At 35.3% G+C, this 16713-nt stretch carries 12 protein-coding genes and 1 tRNA gene; 6 read left to right on the plus strand and 7 right to left on the minus strand.

Annotation, left to right across the window (positions count from 1 at the left end):
• Positions 1 to 6: 6 nt before the first annotated feature.
• The 4 genes from RNZ46_RS01210 to RNZ46_RS01225 all read right to left on the minus strand — a co-directional run bounded on the left by RNZ46_RS01210 (position 7) and on the right by RNZ46_RS01225 (position 9605).
• Positions 7 to 3348, minus strand: a complete 3342-nt coding sequence (locus RNZ46_RS01210; RefSeq protein ID WP_316983570.1) for a VCBS repeat-containing protein — start codon at positions 3346 to 3348, stop codon at positions 7 to 9.
• Positions 3349 to 3605: 257 nt separating this feature from the next.
• Positions 3606 to 5102 (minus strand): SusD/RagB family nutrient-binding outer membrane lipoprotein, encoded by a 1497-nt coding sequence (locus tag RNZ46_RS01215; protein WP_316983571.1) that lies wholly within the window; start codon positions 5100 to 5102, stop codon positions 3606 to 3608.
• A gap of 26 nt (positions 5103 to 5128) precedes the next feature.
• Positions 5129 to 8266, minus strand: a complete 3138-nt coding sequence (locus RNZ46_RS01220; protein ID WP_316983572.1) for a SusC/RagA family TonB-linked outer membrane protein — start codon at positions 8264 to 8266, stop codon at positions 5129 to 5131.
• A gap of 328 nt (positions 8267 to 8594) precedes the next feature.
• Entirely contained in the window at positions 8595 to 9605 is a 1011-nt protein-coding gene (locus tag RNZ46_RS01225) for a LacI family DNA-binding transcriptional regulator (RefSeq protein ID WP_316983573.1), read from the minus strand.
• Positions 9606 to 9776: 171 nt separating this feature from the next.
• Between RNZ46_RS01225 and RNZ46_RS01230 the strand changes: the two genes are divergently transcribed.
• The 6 genes from RNZ46_RS01230 to RNZ46_RS01255 all read left to right on the plus strand — a co-directional run bounded on the left by RNZ46_RS01230 (position 9777) and on the right by RNZ46_RS01255 (position 14838).
• A tRNA-Leu gene (locus RNZ46_RS01230) sits at positions 9777 to 9861 on the plus strand.
• Positions 9862 to 9960: 99 nt separating this feature from the next.
• Complete coding sequence (locus tag RNZ46_RS01235) at positions 9961 to 10860, plus strand: MerR family transcriptional regulator (protein WP_316983574.1); 900 nt, start codon at positions 9961 to 9963, stop codon at positions 10858 to 10860.
• 46 nt (positions 10861 to 10906) lie between these two features.
• On the plus strand, positions 10907 to 12370 hold the full coding sequence (gene crtID, locus RNZ46_RS01240) for a bifunctional phytoene desaturase/3,4-desaturase (protein WP_316983575.1): 1464 nt from the start codon (positions 10907 to 10909) through the stop codon (positions 12368 to 12370).
• 5 nt (positions 12371 to 12375) lie between these two features.
• Entirely contained in the window at positions 12376 to 13215 is an 840-nt protein-coding gene (locus tag RNZ46_RS01245; protein WP_316983576.1) for a phytoene/squalene synthase family protein, read from the plus strand.
• Positions 13216 to 13224: 9 nt separating this feature from the next.
• Positions 13225 to 13674, plus strand: coding sequence for a sterol desaturase family protein (locus RNZ46_RS01250; RefSeq protein WP_316983577.1), 450 nt, complete (start codon positions 13225 to 13227; stop codon positions 13672 to 13674).
• A gap of 15 nt (positions 13675 to 13689) precedes the next feature.
• Positions 13690 to 14838, plus strand: a complete 1149-nt coding sequence (locus RNZ46_RS01255; protein WP_316983578.1) for a lycopene cyclase family protein — start codon at positions 13690 to 13692, stop codon at positions 14836 to 14838.
• Between the two features lie 49 nt (positions 14839 to 14887).
• Here the strand turns inward: RNZ46_RS01255 and RNZ46_RS01260 are convergent, their stop codons facing one another.
• The 3 genes from RNZ46_RS01260 to RNZ46_RS01270 form a co-directional block, all read right to left on the minus strand.
• The gene (locus RNZ46_RS01260) at positions 14888 to 15244 is read right to left on the minus strand and encodes a hypothetical protein (RefSeq protein WP_316983579.1); all 357 of its coding nucleotides are present in this window, start codon (positions 15242 to 15244) and stop codon (positions 14888 to 14890) included.
• A complete protein-coding gene (locus tag RNZ46_RS01265; RefSeq protein WP_316983580.1) occupies positions 15241 to 15546 on the minus strand; it encodes a hypothetical protein in 306 nt (101 codons plus the stop codon). Before RNZ46_RS01265 ends, RNZ46_RS01260 begins: the two co-directional genes overlap by 4 nt.
• A 151-nt stretch (positions 15547 to 15697) precedes the next feature.
• Entirely contained in the window at positions 15698 to 16660 is a 963-nt protein-coding gene (locus tag RNZ46_RS01270) for a D-2-hydroxyacid dehydrogenase (protein ID WP_316983581.1), read from the minus strand.
• Positions 16661 to 16713: the final 53 nt, after the last annotated feature.

Here is a 16713-nt window from a genome sequence, read left to right on the forward strand (position 1 = left end):
TAGGATTTACTCGTATTTAATTATTTTTATAGGGCCATCATTAATGCCAACAATCAGATGTTTTTTACCATTAATATGAATGGTTTTTAGTTTTTTCACATCATAAGGCAAGCTTAAACCACTCTCTTGCATGGCAACCTCGTTAAAAGTACAGTCGCCATTTCCTTTTAAAAACAGGCCTACGCTTGCATCGTTTCGAGGGGTTTCAACTTCCGATCCATACATATTACCGGCTATGATTACATCTTTTTTGCCATCGTTATCCACATCGTCAATAACAATTCCGTTGATAGATGACAGTTGAGCCATTCTGGGTAATTCATGGATTTTAAATTTGCCATTACCCAAGTTTTCAAGACATATACTACTGAATGTATTGGCTTTATATTCCAAGGATTGATTTAATAAATCGGAACTATAAACATCCACTAAACTGGCTCCTGCGAACTCGTTATAGCTTTTAAACTTCTTTTTTAAATCGGGAATTTGTTGGCTGGAACACGAGCGTCCTCTTAACGGATAGTGTTCGCCATAATTATAATAGCCCAAAACAATATCGTTTTTACCATTTTGATCGAAATCGCCATAGTTCACGGTAAAAGGCTCGTCAATGCTGGCTTTATACTTATAATTTAAACCTAAGTTGCCAATAATATAATCTTCATCACCATCGTTATCAATATCCGCCGATGCTATACTGTACCACCATCCCGTGGTACCTGAAAGATTAGAATTGATATTTTTAAACTGTCCCTTGTTGTTTTGAAAAATTGTAACGGGCATCCATTCTCCCACTACAATCAAATCCAAATCATTGTCGTTATCATAATCCGTCCAATTAGCATCGGTTACCATGCCCAGTTTTTTAAAATCGTCATTAACAATTTTTTCAAAATTTAATGTTCCGGTTTCTTTTAATTTATTTTTAAGCAAATAACTTTCAGCCGGTTCGGGGTACTTTCCCGGTACTTGCCTACCGCAAACAAAGAGGTCGATATCACCATCGCTGTCATAATCCACTTGAATTACTTTTCCGCCACTAGCCCGTAATTCTGGTAAAACATTCTTGGTTAATGTAAATTTCCCTGAGCCATCGTTAAGATACAATCTATCTTGATACAAACCGTTGCCTGCATCGTATTCGTTACCTCCGCTTGAAACATACAAGTCTAAATCGCCATCTAAATCGGCATCAAACAAACATGCTCCCATATCTTCGTGGTACACGTAACTTTTATAAAACTCATCGCTTAATGGCGAAAACTTCCCAGATTCGTTCTGGGTGAAAAAACTGCCATTTTCTCCCACAGAACCGCCAACAAAAAAGTCTTCTCTCCCGTCATTATTAATATCGCCAACCGCTAAACTTGGTCCGAGAACCGACATTTTATGCGGCAGGAGCACTTCTCTTTCATAATCATCAAAAATATTCTCTTTATGATAGTGGCTCATGTTCAGTGCTTCAGTAACGTCTTCAAAAATCGTATTTGTTGGTGCTTTTGTAATTAAATCGGGTAACGATTTTAAGTCCGCTCTATCCAAAACAAGTGTTTGGTTGGTCTTTATTTTATTAATAACCGACCGATCGCCATTGTACCATTTTATAACCAGACTATCTACTTTTTTAACAGCCCCTAAACCAAAATGAATGATATCTTCGCTACTGGAATAAAACCCTCTGGCGCTAGTTAATTCGCTTACTTGTTGGTTGCCATTGTAATAAACGGTTGCCCGAGTGCCAAAGAAACTTTTGTGTTTATTGCCCTCCTTAAATTTTATATTGAGGTAATTGTTTTTTGATATTTTATTTGAATTATTTTCATAAACAAACGCCATATCATCTACATTATTAACCACTAAATCTAAATCGCCATCGTTATCTAAATCGCCATAAGCAGCACCAGACGAAAAAGAATTTTGATTTAAGCCCCATGATTTGCTGGCTTTTTCGAATTTTAAATCGCCGTTGTTTTTAAAGGTATAGTTTGGTAGTTTTTGTGCTGGGAAAAATCCTAGCATTTTTTCAATTGAAACCACTTTTTTTAATTCCGGCACATTATTTACAAGATTTTTTGATGGATGTTTTTCTGATAATTCATTTAAATACTCATCTATCTTTTTTAAAGCATCGGTATTTCTAACATCGCGTTTTATTCCGTTTGTAACAAAAAGGTCTTTAAAACCATTGTTATCAAAATCGGCAAATATTGGCGACCAACTCCAATCGGTACTGGAAGCGCCCATAATTTGACCCACATCGCTAAATAGCAAATCGTTGGTTTTGGTTAAGCCTCTGTTTAATTGAATGGTGTTGTACATATATTGATAGTGGCCGTTTAAATTAACGATATTCCAAAATTCTTGGGGATTCATTCCCGACATATTTGATTTTATCCTAAAGTTGTCTTCTGCAACCATATCAACAACAGCGAGGTCTAAAAGCCCATCGTTATTAATATCGCCAACATCGGTGCCCATACTAAAAAACGAAATATGACTTAAATACTCGTTTATTTTATTGGTAAAGGTTCCGTCTTGATTATTAATGTATAAAAAATCGGGGCCTTCGTAATCATTGGCTACATATAAATCTGGCCAACCGTCATTATTAAAATCTGCGGTAACGGCACTAAGCCCATAGCCTACATTTTCCAATCCGGAGGTTTTGGTAACCTCTTCAAAAATGCCATTGCTATTCTTTAAAAATCGGTAAGTCAATTTTGGGTCTAACCAATTTTTTCCTTTTAAGTTGGATAACATGGAAGGGTTTGGAGCTTGATTGATTAAAAACAAATCGAAATCGCCATCTTTGTCATAATCAAAAAAATTAGCGTGCATACTTCTCCAAGGGTCATTAACTCGATAAGATGCGGCCGATTCGGTAAAAGTTAAATCGCCATTATTTATGTATAATTCGTTTATCCTTAAATGCGGTTTGTCGTCGTATAAACTTTTACAAACGTAAATATCTTTATATCCATCGCCATTAATATCAACAATACTCACACCTGTTGACCATCCACCTCGATTTAAAATTCCTGCAGATTTAGTAATGTCTTTAAACTTAAAATCGCCTAGGTTTAAATAAAGCTTATCTTCCACCTGATTTCCGGCAAAATAAATATCGGGTAACCCATCATTATTAAAATCGCCAATAGCAACACCGCCACCGTTATAAAAGGCTTCATAGATTAACACATTTGCTTCTGGAGTATCTTCGATTGCATTATTAAAAGATATCCCGGTACTCGATGATTTCTTTAATTCAAAAAGCGTATTATTTTTAATATCGCCATTAAAATTCTGAGAATTTAAAATAGTATTGGTAAATGCGATTAGCGCGATCAAATAGGCTGTTTTATTTTTAAATATGACATTCATTTATAGAAGCTATAATTATTTTATACGGTTTGATAAATCTACAACAAAAGGCAATTTATTCAAAAAGCTAGTTAGCAAATATTTTGATTGGTTTAGCATGAAAATTCTAAAAAAAAAGGCAGATCTATTGGTAAGGTCTACCTTTTTTAAACTAATTCTAAAAAACTAACTAAAACCGTCTTTAAGTATGAAAAAAAGACGGTTTATTTTTATAATCCAATTATTTAATTTTTATCCCACCAAACTCTGGTAGTATACTCATTTGGGCCTTGATTTGCGATGGCTGCATTTACGTTGTCGCCATTTACACTAAACTCCACAATTGGGTATTTCATCCTTCTTGGGATAGTTCCGCCTGTAGCATTTCCAGTATAATTAACTGGCGTTAAAACGGGGAACTCTACACGTCTCCAGTTAGAAAAACCTTCCCATGGGTTTAAGAATGTTGCTGCCCAATATTGCTCGCCTATCACTTCCAAAGCATTTGCAGCATCATAAGGATTGGCTGCTAAATACGCATCAACATCACCAGTGCTAGGTGCAGCAACACCATAAAAGCCCCAGTTTGCCATGGCGGCACGCACCCCATTATTATAGTGGGTTTCTGCATCGCCGGTATGCCATCCGCGAACAATAGCCTCGGCTAGCATAAATTCTACTTCGGCATAGGTAATAAACATGGATGGAGAGTCTCGTTGTACCAACGCTGGATTAACCTGCGAATAATCTAAAAGGTCTCCCCCTGCCGGACCGCTTGATGCCAGTGTAGTAGGGTCTAATCCGTTTGGTAAGCCTTGGTGTGAACCGCCAGATTCTACCCAAGATAGAATATCTAATCTTGGATCGTTGTGGTCTTGCATCCAGCTTACAAAGGTATCACTTAGTCTCATGAATTTATCGACTAAAAAAGCTTCTCCAATGGGGTTTGTAACTCCGCCTATTTCGTGCTCTACTTTAGCCACATCGTCAAGGTTTGTCATGACACCGCCGGCGATAGCTTTTTTTACCCAAGATTCTGATGCCGCCGGATCAGCTTTTACTAGTCTAAACCCTAATCTTAGCATCATAGAATACGCTAATTTTTTCCATTTGGTAATATCACCGCCATATATAACATCTTGTGAACCCGGATTTTCGGCTGAAACACTTAACTGAGCAGCTGCAGCTTCAAGTTCGTTAAGCATATCGGTATAAATATCTTGTTGTCTATCGTAAGCGGGAAACCAAGTATTGGATATAAACCCCTGCCCAGCTTCAGAATATGGAATATCGCCATACATATCAGTTACTTTGTGAAAGGACATTACTTTTAATATACGTGCCATAGCATTGTAGTTTGTTGCCTCTGGATCATCGGCGGTACGAGCAACTAAATCGACCACATCTTTACATTCTTGTATAAAGTACCTGTCGTATAACGCATAGCTATAATCTATAAAGTCTATGTATTTATCTCCTGGCAATAAACTTGTAGCAATATTAACATCTGCCAACTGCTGTATGGCCGATATGCCCCATCCTAAAGCGACTCTTCGCATTTCGTAACGACCACCAGCTGCATCTAATTGTACTTCTGTGAGTTGAAGACCATAGGGTAGATCTTGAATTGCATTTGGGTCTTCATTCAATTCAGCTAGTTCATCTGCACATGATGTGATAGAAAAAACCATAACTGCCATGAAAAAATATGCAATTTTTATGTTGATTTTATTTATTTTCATAATACTATTTATTTATTTAATTATTACTAAAAAGTAAGATTCACATTAAACCCAAACGAGGTTGACTGTGGCATGGCAAAGAAATCTAATCCTTGGGCATTACCGGCATTATAACTAGATTCTGGATCTATATTATCTACATTTGAGTGTATTAACCAAAGGTTTCGTCCTACTGCCGAGATACTTGCTTTACGTATAAAGGTTTTTTCCAAAAATTTTGAAGGTACATTGTAACCAAGCGAAAGTTCTCTTAATTTAATAAACCCTGCATCGTAAATAAATTCTTCAGCAATATCATTGAATATTTTAGTATAATAATTTCTAATCTCGCTTGCTGGCCGGCCACCAATTCCGGTTTCTCTACCTACCAAGGTGTTTTTATGCACCCCTCTGCGATATAATTGCTGGTTGGTACCACTATGTCCTACGGCTCCATCCCTCATGTCAATTAAGAAGCTTAAGCGCCAGTCTTTGTATCTAAAACTGTTTTGTAAGCCGGCATTAAAAGGATGTACTCCTGTGCCAAAGGCCACGGTACCGGCATCGGTATCTACTTGTGGCAGTCCATTGGCATCCAATGCTATTTCACCATTAGAATCCCTAAGATATACACTACCTGTAATTTGCCCAAAAGGCATGCCTTCAATATGGGTTACCCATGCATGTCTTGCTCTACTTAACCCTATATTAAATCGCTCTTCGTCATTTTCAGGATCAACCAAACTAACTACTTCACTTTTATTGTAGCCCATGTTAAAGGACACATCCCATTTAAAGTTGTCTGTCATTACTGGAGTTCCGGTTAATAACAACTCGACACCTTTATTAGACAGTTCACCAATATTTACAATGGTAGAGCTGTATCCTGAGGTATAAGAAATACCAGCACTTAAAATATCATCCTCGGTTTTTTTGTCGTAGTATGAAAAATCTACACCTAATCTGTTATTAAAAAACTGCAAATTAAAACCTAACTCTAACTCTGTTACCAATAATGGGTTAAGATTGGCATTTCTTACTGAGCCACTTGTAATGGCACCTCTCGGGATACCTAATTGCGCTCGACCTAAGCTGTAAGTTTGGTTTAAAGAGTACGCGTTAATATCGCCTACACCACCAACCTGGGCCCATGAGGTTCTTACTTTAGCATAATTTATAGCTTCCGGCAATTTAAGCACATCTGATAAAACGGCGCTTACCCCAACAGAAGGATAGAAAATATCTCTACCGTCTAACACCGAGAACCAATCATTTCTTGCCGAACCTGTTAAAAACAACCAGTTCTTGTATGATATTTCGGCCTGACCGTAAACAGAATGTGACCCTAATTTAGCAAAAGAACTACTACCACCATTATTTATACCGTTTGCTATGGAATAGAAAAATGGTAAGGCAAAGTTATTACCGTAAGCGTAAGTACCATTTTCTTGTAGTCGCATTTTATTGGCTCCTGCTAAGAAATCGTAGGCAATACCATTATCGAATTCATGGCTTGAACCTACCATGACATCAAAATTAGATTGTTTATATTTTAACTGGCCTTGATTCATGCCACCAGTTAAGTTGTGTCCCGTTCCTGTTGGAAAAACATCTTCTGTTATACGATCGAATTGATCAACACCACCTCTGGCTTTAACATATGCCCAATCGTTAATTTCATATTGAAGCGAAGCACTCGCAAGGATACGATTTTTACCAATGTTATTGGTTTGTTGATAAGCTGCCCAATATGGATTTTGAAACCAAATGGAGCTAGTTGGCAATAACTCATAACCTTTTTGCCCCATGGTACTACCGTATAAATCTGTGGCATCTTCAGGGTTAGCCCCTAAACGGTCTGGATCGCCTCTTAAATCTAAAACATTGATTGTTACCGGTAATTGCCACACACTGTAATGCGCGTTGTATGGAGAATCTGCCAATTGTGGTCTGTTTCTAACATTTTGAAAGATATATTGCGCACTGGTTTGAAAGGACAGTTTGTCATCTAATGCACTTCCATGCATGTTCATACTAAACGTTTGTCTCTTCATTCCAGAATTTGGCATAACACTTTCGTTTTCCATATTTGAAGCCGAAAACCTGTATCCTAAGCGTTCCGCTCCACCACTTAATGCTATGGTATTTGTAAATGTACTACCGGTGCGGTAGAATTTATCGAAATTATCTCCAGAATAAGAATAAGGTCTGCTCACCCCATCAAACTGAATAACGCTAGAGCCATCTAATTTGGCACCCCAAGAGAACTCTCCAGCGTCCCAGGCTTCGGTTTGTGTTGTTGGTTTTTGTCCTAAAAGTCCATGACCGTACTCGGTTTGGGGATCTAGATGATTTATCGCTTCTTCAAAAACATAGTTCGAGTTTATTTCTACTTGAAGCCCTTGGTTGGTTTTCCCCTTTTTAGTTGTAATAAGAATAACCCCATTTGAGGCTAAAGAGCCATATAGTGCAGCGGCAGAATTACCTTTTAACACAGACATGGTTTCGATATCGTCTGGGTTTAAGTTACCAATACCATCGCCTCCATCTGATCCGCCCCACTCTCCAGCAGTACCTCTATTGGTGTTATCAATAGGTATTCCATCAACTACATAAAGCGGTTGGTTATTTCCTGTAAGCGAAGAGTTTCCACGAATAATTACACGCGAGGCACCCCCAGGTCCAGAAGCTGGTTTGGTAACACTTACACCAGCTACCTTGCCTGCCAACCCATTTGCGATGTTAGTTTCACGTGTTTCTGTAAAATCATCACCATCAATTTTTGTAATGGAATAAGCCAAAGATCTTTTAGACCTTTTTATACCTAAAGCGGTAACCACAACTTCATTTAACCCTTCAGCAGATTCCAATAATGTTATATTGATTTCTGTTCTTCCATTAATGTTTATTTCTTGATCGGCAAAACCAATAAATGAAACAACTAAGGTTGTTACACCGTCTGGTACCTTTATTGTGTAGTCGCCATCAAAATTAGAAACTACACCCACTGAAGTTCCCTTGGCTAATACATTAGCACCTGGTAATGGCGCTCCGTTCTTGTCGGTAATTGTACCCGTAATAATAACGTCCTGAAAAATATTTTCAGCAACGCCATCTCCTAAAGAGGGCAACAAATTAACATTTGCATACATATTACATGTAGCAAACACTAATACCAGTATCAAATAACTGGTTTTTAATTGTTTGTTAGGCCTTTTTAATAAAAGAAACCTGCAGAGTTTAAGTTTTTTCATACGAAGTATGGTTTTAAATTAGTTAATGAGGAGTTTGATGGCCTCCGATTGGTTAATACTGTTGCTAAATCGATTTAGCTTGTTAAAATATAAAAAAATCATTATTGATTGTTCTTTTATAAAAAAAATAAAAACGTAATGCTAAATCCATTTAGCTTACAATACTATGTAATTATTTGTTAATATCCTAATGAAAATATTAACAAAATAAAAATTAGTAACTTTTCAATAATTCTAAAATAAAGCAAATCGCTCTATTTTAGCCAAGTTTATCAATAAGTCTTGCGGTTAAAACTTTTTTTTCATTTAATTGCGAAGTTGAATTAATTTGACGCATTAATAACCTCATTGAAACTTCCCCTAATTTTTCAACTTGTTGAACTGCCGATACATAAGGAATCCCTAACAGCTCCAAATATCTGGAACTATCAAAACAGCCAATTCCTAAATTTCTACCACTAGATTTGTTGTATTCTCTAATAATCTTACCGCCTTCAATAGCCATGGTATTGTTAAAGAAAAAAATCGAATCAATATCGTGGTTCTCTATTAAATCTTTCACATTAGTTTCAATTTCTTGCTCATTATTAATATGGGAAACCTTTCTAATTATTTGGTGATTGAGTTCTAATTCAAACTCTTTAAGTGCTTTAACATATCCTTGATATCTGTATCTTACCACCGAAGAATCCGTTCCGTGGGTAATGTACCCTATTTTTTTATTACCATTTTTAATTAGCCTCTTTACAATCTCGTAAGATCCAGACAAATTATTGGCCACTACGATATTACTTTCATTTTCAGAAAAATACCTATCTATTAATACAATGGGAAAACCACTGTTTTGTAACTTCATTAAATTATCCCGATCTCCCTTTGCTGGAGATATAATTAGGCCATCTATCTTTTTATCATAAAATAAATTGATCAACTCGGTAGATCTTTTATCATTTTCGTCCGAGCTTCCAAAAATCACATGATACCCATGTTCGGTTGCCTCATCTTCAATACTACGAGCTATTTTAGAATAAAATGAATTAGAAATATCGGCTACTATAAGCCCAATAGTATTCGATTTTCCTGTTCTTAAAGCTTGGGCCATGGGATTGGCTTTATAGCCCATTTCATCTGCTTTCTTTAGTATTTTTTCAACCATGGCATCACTTACGCGCATTTCTTTTGCTTTACCATTCATAACAAATGAAATCAATGATTGAGACACCCCTAATTCTTTTGAAATATCTTTAAGACTTACTTTTTTAAACCCCATAGTTTGTTTTAATTTATGTTGACAAGATTCAACGTAATTAAAAAATTAATACAGCAATTATAATATTCTTTAAATTGATTGAAGCTATTTTTTTAAATTTTTTTAAGAAATCTGACTCAAAAAAGTTAAGTTTATTCGCTTTACTTTCTTTATTTTTGCAATCTTCATTATGCGCACGTGGCGGAATTGGTAGACGCGCTGGCTTGAGGGGCCAGTATCCGTTTAGGATGTGGAAGTTCGAATCTTCTCGTGCGCACTTTTACTTCAAAAACAATTCTCTTTTTAAGTATTTCGTTTAATTCCACCTGTTTATTAATTTTTATTTCTATTTTTGTTTAACATAAATTAATTATAAATGAACAATATTCAGGTCAACTTCAGCATAAAAGATTTGGAAAATCTTACTGGTATAAAGGCCCATACTATAAGAATTTGGGAAAAGCGTTATAATTTACTCAGTCCAAATAGAACCGAAACCAACATTAGAAACTACAGTTTAAACAGTTTACAGAAACTGTTAAACATCTCTTATTTAAACAACAATGGGCTAAAAATATCTAAAATTGCCAGTTTAAAAGAAGAGGAAATACCAATTAAAGTTAGAGAAATTGCATCGAGAGCCCAAGTGGAAGACCATGCCATTAATGCCTTTAAAATGGCGATGATTAACTTTGATCAGGTTCTTTTTTACAATACATACAATAACCTTATAGAAAACAAAACCTTTAGCGATATATTTTACACGGTGTTTTTACCTTTGTTAAACGACGTTGGTTTACTTTGGCAAACAAGCACGATTACCCCAGCGAATGAGCACTTTATTTCCAATCACATCAAGCAAAAAATTCTTATAAACATTGAAAGACTGCAAAGCTTGGAACCCAAACCTAATTCTAAAACATTTGTTCTGTTTTTACCTGAAAACGAAATACATGATATTGGCTTGCTCTTTATAAATTATCAATTAAGAAGTAAAGGTTACCATACTATTTTTCTTGGCGAAAGCGTGCCTATGGATAGCTTAAAAGATTTACACGAATTTTTTGACGACATTACGTTTATATCCTATTTTACCATATATCCTGAAGCAGAAACCATTGAAGATTATCTAAATAAATTTAATAAATTGCTCTTGGAAAATAGGCCATCTAGTTTTATGGTTTTAGGCTCAAAACTCGCCTCAGTAGAATTATCTAACCTGCCTGAAAAAGTAAACGTGTTTAATTCTATTGAAAATTTAATAAAAAATTTATAACTAATTTTAGATTATTGTTTAACTTTTTTATATATTTGTTAAACAAATGAAACAATCAGTTAGTATAATAGGCTCAGGATTTTCTTCGTTAGCAGCGTCTTGTTATTTAGCGCAAGAGGGCTATAAAGCAACAGTTTTTGAGAAAAATAAAACCATTGGTGGTCGTGCAAGACAACTTAAAAAGGATGGCTTTGTTTTTGATATTGGTCCCACTTGGTATTGGATGCCCGACGTTTTTGAACGGTTCTTTGCCGATTTCAACAAAAAACCTTCAGATTACTATACGTTAGAAAAACTCAATCCGGCTTACAGCGTTTATTTTGGAAAAGACGATTTTATAACGATTGAAGATACGCTGGAAAAAATCATCAAAGCTTTTGAAAAAGAAGAATCCGGTAGCTCAATAAAATTAAAAAAGTTTATTAGCGATGCTAAAGATAATTACAATGTCGCCATAAAAGATTTGGTTTACAATCCTGGTATTTCACCGTTAGAGCTGATTACACCAACAACCATAAAAAAAATAAATCAGTTTTTTAGCACTATAAAACGAGATGTAAGAAAGGAATTTAAAAACGAAAGATTGATTAAAATCTTGGAGTTTCCCGTTTTGTTTTTAGGCGCCAAACCAAGTGACACACCGTCGTTTTATAGTTTTATGAATTATGCCGATTTTGGTTTGGGCACTTTTCACCCTAAAAAAGGGATGTACCAAGTGATTTTAGCTATGGAAAATCTCGCTAAAGAACTTGGTGTAACGATTAAAACAGAAACCAATATTGATAAAATTATAGTTGAAAACGGAACAGCAAAAGGCATTGTTTCAAATGACAATACTTATTTGTCGGATATTGTTGTAAGTGGCGCAGATTACCACCATACCGAAACCCTTTTGGAGAAATCATACAGACAGTACACAGAAAAATACTGGAGCAAAAAAACATTTGCCCCCTCTTCCCTACTATTTTATGTTGGTTTTAATAAAAAATTAAAACAGGTCAACCATCATACTTTATTTTTCGATGTCGATTTTGAAACCCATGCCAAAGCTATTTACGATAACCCAAAATGGCCGGAAAACCCACTATTTTATGCCAGTTTCCCTAGTAAAACCGATTCGAGTACAGCACCCCAAAACAAAGAAGCTGGTATATTTTTAATTCCTCTTGCTCCAGGGCTCGCAGACACAGAAGCACTTAGAGAACAATACTTTGAAAAAATAATCACGCGATTTGAAAATTTAACTTCACAAAGTGTAAAAAAAGACATTATATTTAAAGAAAGTTTTTGCATTAACGATTTTATAAACGATTACAACTCCTATAAAGGCAATGCATACGGAATGGCAAACACGCTGTTACAAACAGCATTTTTAAGGCCTAAACTGAAAAGCAAAAAAGTAAACAATTTGTATTTCACAGGGCAATTAACCGTACCCGGTCCCGGAGTTCCACCGTCGTTAATCTCAGGGAAATTAGTGGCAAACCTCGTAACAAAACACCATAGTTAATAGATATGAAATCACTTTTTGATACCGTTTCGTATAATTCCAGCAAGCTTGTAACTAAAACGTACAGTACGTCTTTTTCATTAGCCACAAAAATGCTGCACGGCTCTATTAGAGGTCATATATACAACATTTATGGTTTTGTGCGTTTTGCCGATGAAATTGTTGATTCCTTTCACAATTTCAATAAAGAAGCGCTATTTAATAGATTTAGTGAAGATTTAGAACTCGCCCTAAAAAATAAAATCAGTTTAAATCCCATTTTAAATTCATTTCAGCACACCTTTCACAAATACAGCATTGATAAAGATTTGGTTGATGCTTTTATGGATAGTATGCGCATGGATTTACATAAAACCAAATACCTAACCGAAGATGAATTTAAAGCCTACATCTATGGTTCGGCAGATGTTGTGGGTCTTATGTGTTTGAAAGTATTTGTTAAAGGCGATAATGAAAAATATAATGAATTAAAAGAAATGGCCATGTCATTGGGTTCTGCGTTTCAAAAAGTGAATTTTTTAAGAGATTTAAAGGCCGATTTTGAAGGTTTAAACCGAACGTATTTCCCGAATACAGATTTGAAAAACCTTGATGAATTTTCAAAACAAAGCATCATTGATGATATTGAACTAGATTTTGAAAAAGGATTAAACGGCATAAAAAAACTGCCTATTGAAGCCAAATTTGGTGTATTTATGGCATACAGATATTACAGACAATTATTGAAAAAACTAAAAAATACACCTGCTCTACAAATTAAAAACGCGCGTATTCGGGTTTCAAACCCAAAAAAAGTAGAGCTCTTAATGAGAAGTTATGTAAAATATCAACTAAATTTAATGTAATTTTAAGCGATGCAAACCTTACTTTGGATACTTGTTTTTTTAGGCACCTATTGCTTTATGGAGTTTATGGCGTGGTTTACACATAAATACATTATGCACGGGTTTTTATGGAGCCTACATAAAGACCACCACAAAAAAGATCACGATAGTTGGTTTGAACGCAACGACCTGTTTTTTATTTTTTATGCCATCGTCAGTATTGGTTTTTTTCTACTTTGGAGGTATAACGACCTTTGGATTGGTCTGCCCATTGGCATTGGCATTTTCGCATACGGCCTATCGTATTTTATAGTACATGATATTTTTATTCACCAACGTTTTAAACTCTTCAGGAATGCCAATAATTGGTATGCCAAAGGTGTGCGGCGTGCCCATAAAATACACCACAAGCATTTGGAAAAAGAAAAAGGTGAATGTTTCGGGATGCTGTTTGTGCCCTTTAAATATTTTAAAAAATAACATTAAACTTAATCGATGTCCCATAGTTCCCATTTCGATTACATCATTATAGGAACTGGTTTAGCTGGTTTACAATTGGCTTTAAAAATGGCTTCCGATGTTTTTTTTGATGACAAACAAATTGCGTTAATTGACTATTCCAAAAAAAACACAAACGATAAAACTTGGAGTTTTTGGGAAACTGAAGCTTCGCAATGGAGTAACATCATTCATAAATCTTGGCGCAAAGCTTCGGTTATTACGTCGCAAAAAACGATCGATTTACAGCTTAAACCTTATGTTTATAAATCCATTCGTTCTATTGATTTTTACAATAAAGCTACATCTAAACTCAAAAAACACAGCAATTTTCATTTTATAATAGATCGTGTAAACTCGGTAAAAGAAGAAAATGAAAGCGTTATTATTACCGCAAAACAGAATACATTCACAGCCTCGCATGTTTTTGATAGTCGAGTTCCCGAATCCTTTTCATTAAATTCTAAACACAACATATCCATCAATCAACATTTTAAAGGTTGGATTATTAAAACTGATTTTGGAGCGTTTGATGACTCTAAACTTATTATGATGGATTATCGCTTAAAAGACGGCAATCAAACTACATTCACATACGTTTTGCCATTTTCTAAAACAGAAGCTTTGGTGGAATTCACCTATTTTACAGAGCAGCTTGTAAATGAAGAAACTTACGATAAATTCATTAAAACCTATATTAAGGAATATCTAAACATTGACAATTATACCATCGCTGAAACTGAGACTGGAATAATTCCAATGACCAATTTTCCATTTGAAAAATACCATACCAAACGCATCACTAAAATTGGCACCGGCGGTGGCTGGGTAAAGGGTTCCACAGGTTATTCGTTTAAACACACCGAGAAAAAAACCACAAAAATTGTTGAGAATATTAAAGCCAATAAAACACCTTCAAACCATTTGATTAAAAGGAAATATAAGTTTTATGACAAGGTGTTTTTAAAAGTTTTAAAAGATGAAAACGGTAAAGGCGAATGGATTTTCCAACAGTTTTATGCTAAAAATTCGGTGAAAACCATGTTTAAATTCCTTGATGAAGAGTCTACATTTTTTGAAGACTTAAAAATCATGTCCTCACTTTTTTCACTTAGTTTTATAAAAGCTTTTTTTAGGACGCTTTAATATAGCAATTAATCATTCCTTTTAAGCTAGTAAACCGCTCTTAAAAACGCTACTTATATAATCGTTTTTGAAATAAATAAAACAAGCCAGAACCTGTAACATACATAACAACATCAATAATATCAGCCGTATAACGGGCATTATACTTTGGCAGCAACCACTCGAAATACAAGGCATAAAATGCTGTTAAAACTATAATTGGCCCCAACGGAATATATAAACTATCGTTATTATTTATGAGTCGAACCACCACCAAACATAAACTTAAAACAAAAGGCATACACAGTAAATCGCCGAGGTAAAAATAGACCCAATCCGGTAAAACCACATGGCTTATTTTTGCCAAATAAATGACAATTGCCATGATGCAAACACTTATAAAAAACGGATGTTTTAAAATTTTCATGCAGCAATAGATGTTATTATCCAAGCGATAAACATACCAATAGACATGACCACCACCCAAATAGACCGAAGCAGTTTTACAAACACACGTACAAGAAAAAAACGGTGATCTTTGTACTTCTGGTAAAACGATGGGTTGTTTTCTTTCTCTAAACGGCGTTGCTCTAAACGGCCTTCTTGTTCTTTTTTGTAAGCTAATTCACGACGTTTTTTATACGATAAAAGCGCATTGCAATTAGAGCAATAATCTCTGTTAACATTATAAATACCGCAATTCAGGCACTTGATATTCCGAATACTCATATTACTCCTTAATATTAATTGTAAAGGTATTAATAATTAGAATATTCGTATGGTTTCTGCTTAAAAGCACTATTAAATTTTATTCCCAAGTGTATTTAAAACTTTTAAGAGAAGTAGACGATTATCAGATTTTCAAGCGTTTTTAATAATGCTAATTAACCACATTAATAGGATCTCCTTCCAAATAAGCTTTTAAATTTTCAACCGCCGTTTGCATCATTCGGGTTCTCGATGCTTTTGGTGCCCAGGCAATGTGGGGTGTTATAATACAATTTTTGGCACTTAGCAACGGATTGTCCGCTTTTATGGGTTCGGTTGAAACAACATCAACGGCGGCTCCAGCAACTTTACCCGAGTTTAGGGCATTTTTTAAATCTTCTTCAACTATCAAACCCCCACGGGATGTGTTAATAAGCATCACGCCATCTTTCATCTTATCAATATTGTTTTTGTTGATAATTCCCGTTGTGGCTTCGGTTTGAGGGCAATGTAAACTAATGATATCTGATGCGTTTAGCAGTTCATCCAACGACACATATTTACAGGTTTCGGTTTCCAATTCTGGTTTTTTACTTCGGCTATAAGCCAAAATATTCAAACCGAAAGCTTGAGCTATTTTAGCTGTAGCTTGACCTATTTCCCCAAAACCAATAATCCCCAAGGTTTTTCCATCCAGTTCTATGAGCGGTGTGTTCCAAAAACAAAAATCCAATGATTTGGTCCAAGCTCCGTCCTTTACCGCTTTAGAATGATCGCCCACATGATGGCACATCTCAAGCAGCAAAGCCATAGCAAATTGTGCCACGGCCTTAGTACCGTAAGTAGGCACATTAGCAACGGTTATACCCAATGCTTTTGCGGTATTAACATCGATTATATTATAACCTGTTGCCAAAACCCCAATATATTTTAATTGAGGAACCTGCGTTAAAACTTCTTTTGACAATGGGGTTTTATTTGTAAAAACAGCTTCGGCATCGCCTATGTTTTTTATGATTTCTTCGGTTTCAAAACCAGTTCGGTCATAAACCACTAAATCGCCAAATTGCTCAATACCATTCCAACTTAAATCTCCTGGGTTAAGCGTGTACCCATCTAATACTACAATTTTCACTTTGATATGCTTTTTAATCCGCAATAAAATTATAGTATTATTTTATGAAAAAA

This window comes from Hwangdonia lutea (assembly GCF_032814565.1).
Classification (GTDB): Bacteria; Bacteroidota; Bacteroidia; order Flavobacteriales; family Flavobacteriaceae; genus Hwangdonia; species Hwangdonia lutea.

Coding starts and splice junctions, on each gene's coding strand:
- crtID (WP_316983575.1), top strand. CDS start 10,907: ATGAAACAATCAGTTAGTATAATAGGCTCAGGATTTTCTTCGTTAGCA.
- RNZ46_RS01235 (WP_316983574.1), top strand. CDS start 9,961: ATGAACAATATTCAGGTCAACTTCAGCATAAAAGATTTGGAAAATCTT.
- RNZ46_RS01260 (WP_316983579.1), bottom strand. CDS start 15,244: ATGAAAATTTTAAAACATCCGTTTTTTATAAGTGTTTGCATCATGGCA.
- RNZ46_RS01245 (WP_316983576.1), top strand. CDS start 12,376: ATGAAATCACTTTTTGATACCGTTTCGTATAATTCCAGCAAGCTTGTA.
- RNZ46_RS01265 (WP_316983580.1), bottom strand. CDS start 15,546: ATGAGTATTCGGAATATCAAGTGCCTGAATTGCGGTATTTATAATGTT.
- RNZ46_RS01225 (WP_316983573.1), bottom strand. CDS start 9,605: ATGGGGTTTAAAAAAGTAAGTCTTAAAGATATTTCAAAAGAATTAGGG.
- RNZ46_RS01215 (WP_316983571.1), bottom strand. CDS start 5,102: ATGAAAATAAATAAAATCAACATAAAAATTGCATATTTTTTCATGGCA.
- RNZ46_RS01250 (WP_316983577.1), top strand. CDS start 13,225: ATGCAAACCTTACTTTGGATACTTGTTTTTTTAGGCACCTATTGCTTT.
- RNZ46_RS01255 (WP_316983578.1), top strand. CDS start 13,690: ATGTCCCATAGTTCCCATTTCGATTACATCATTATAGGAACTGGTTTA.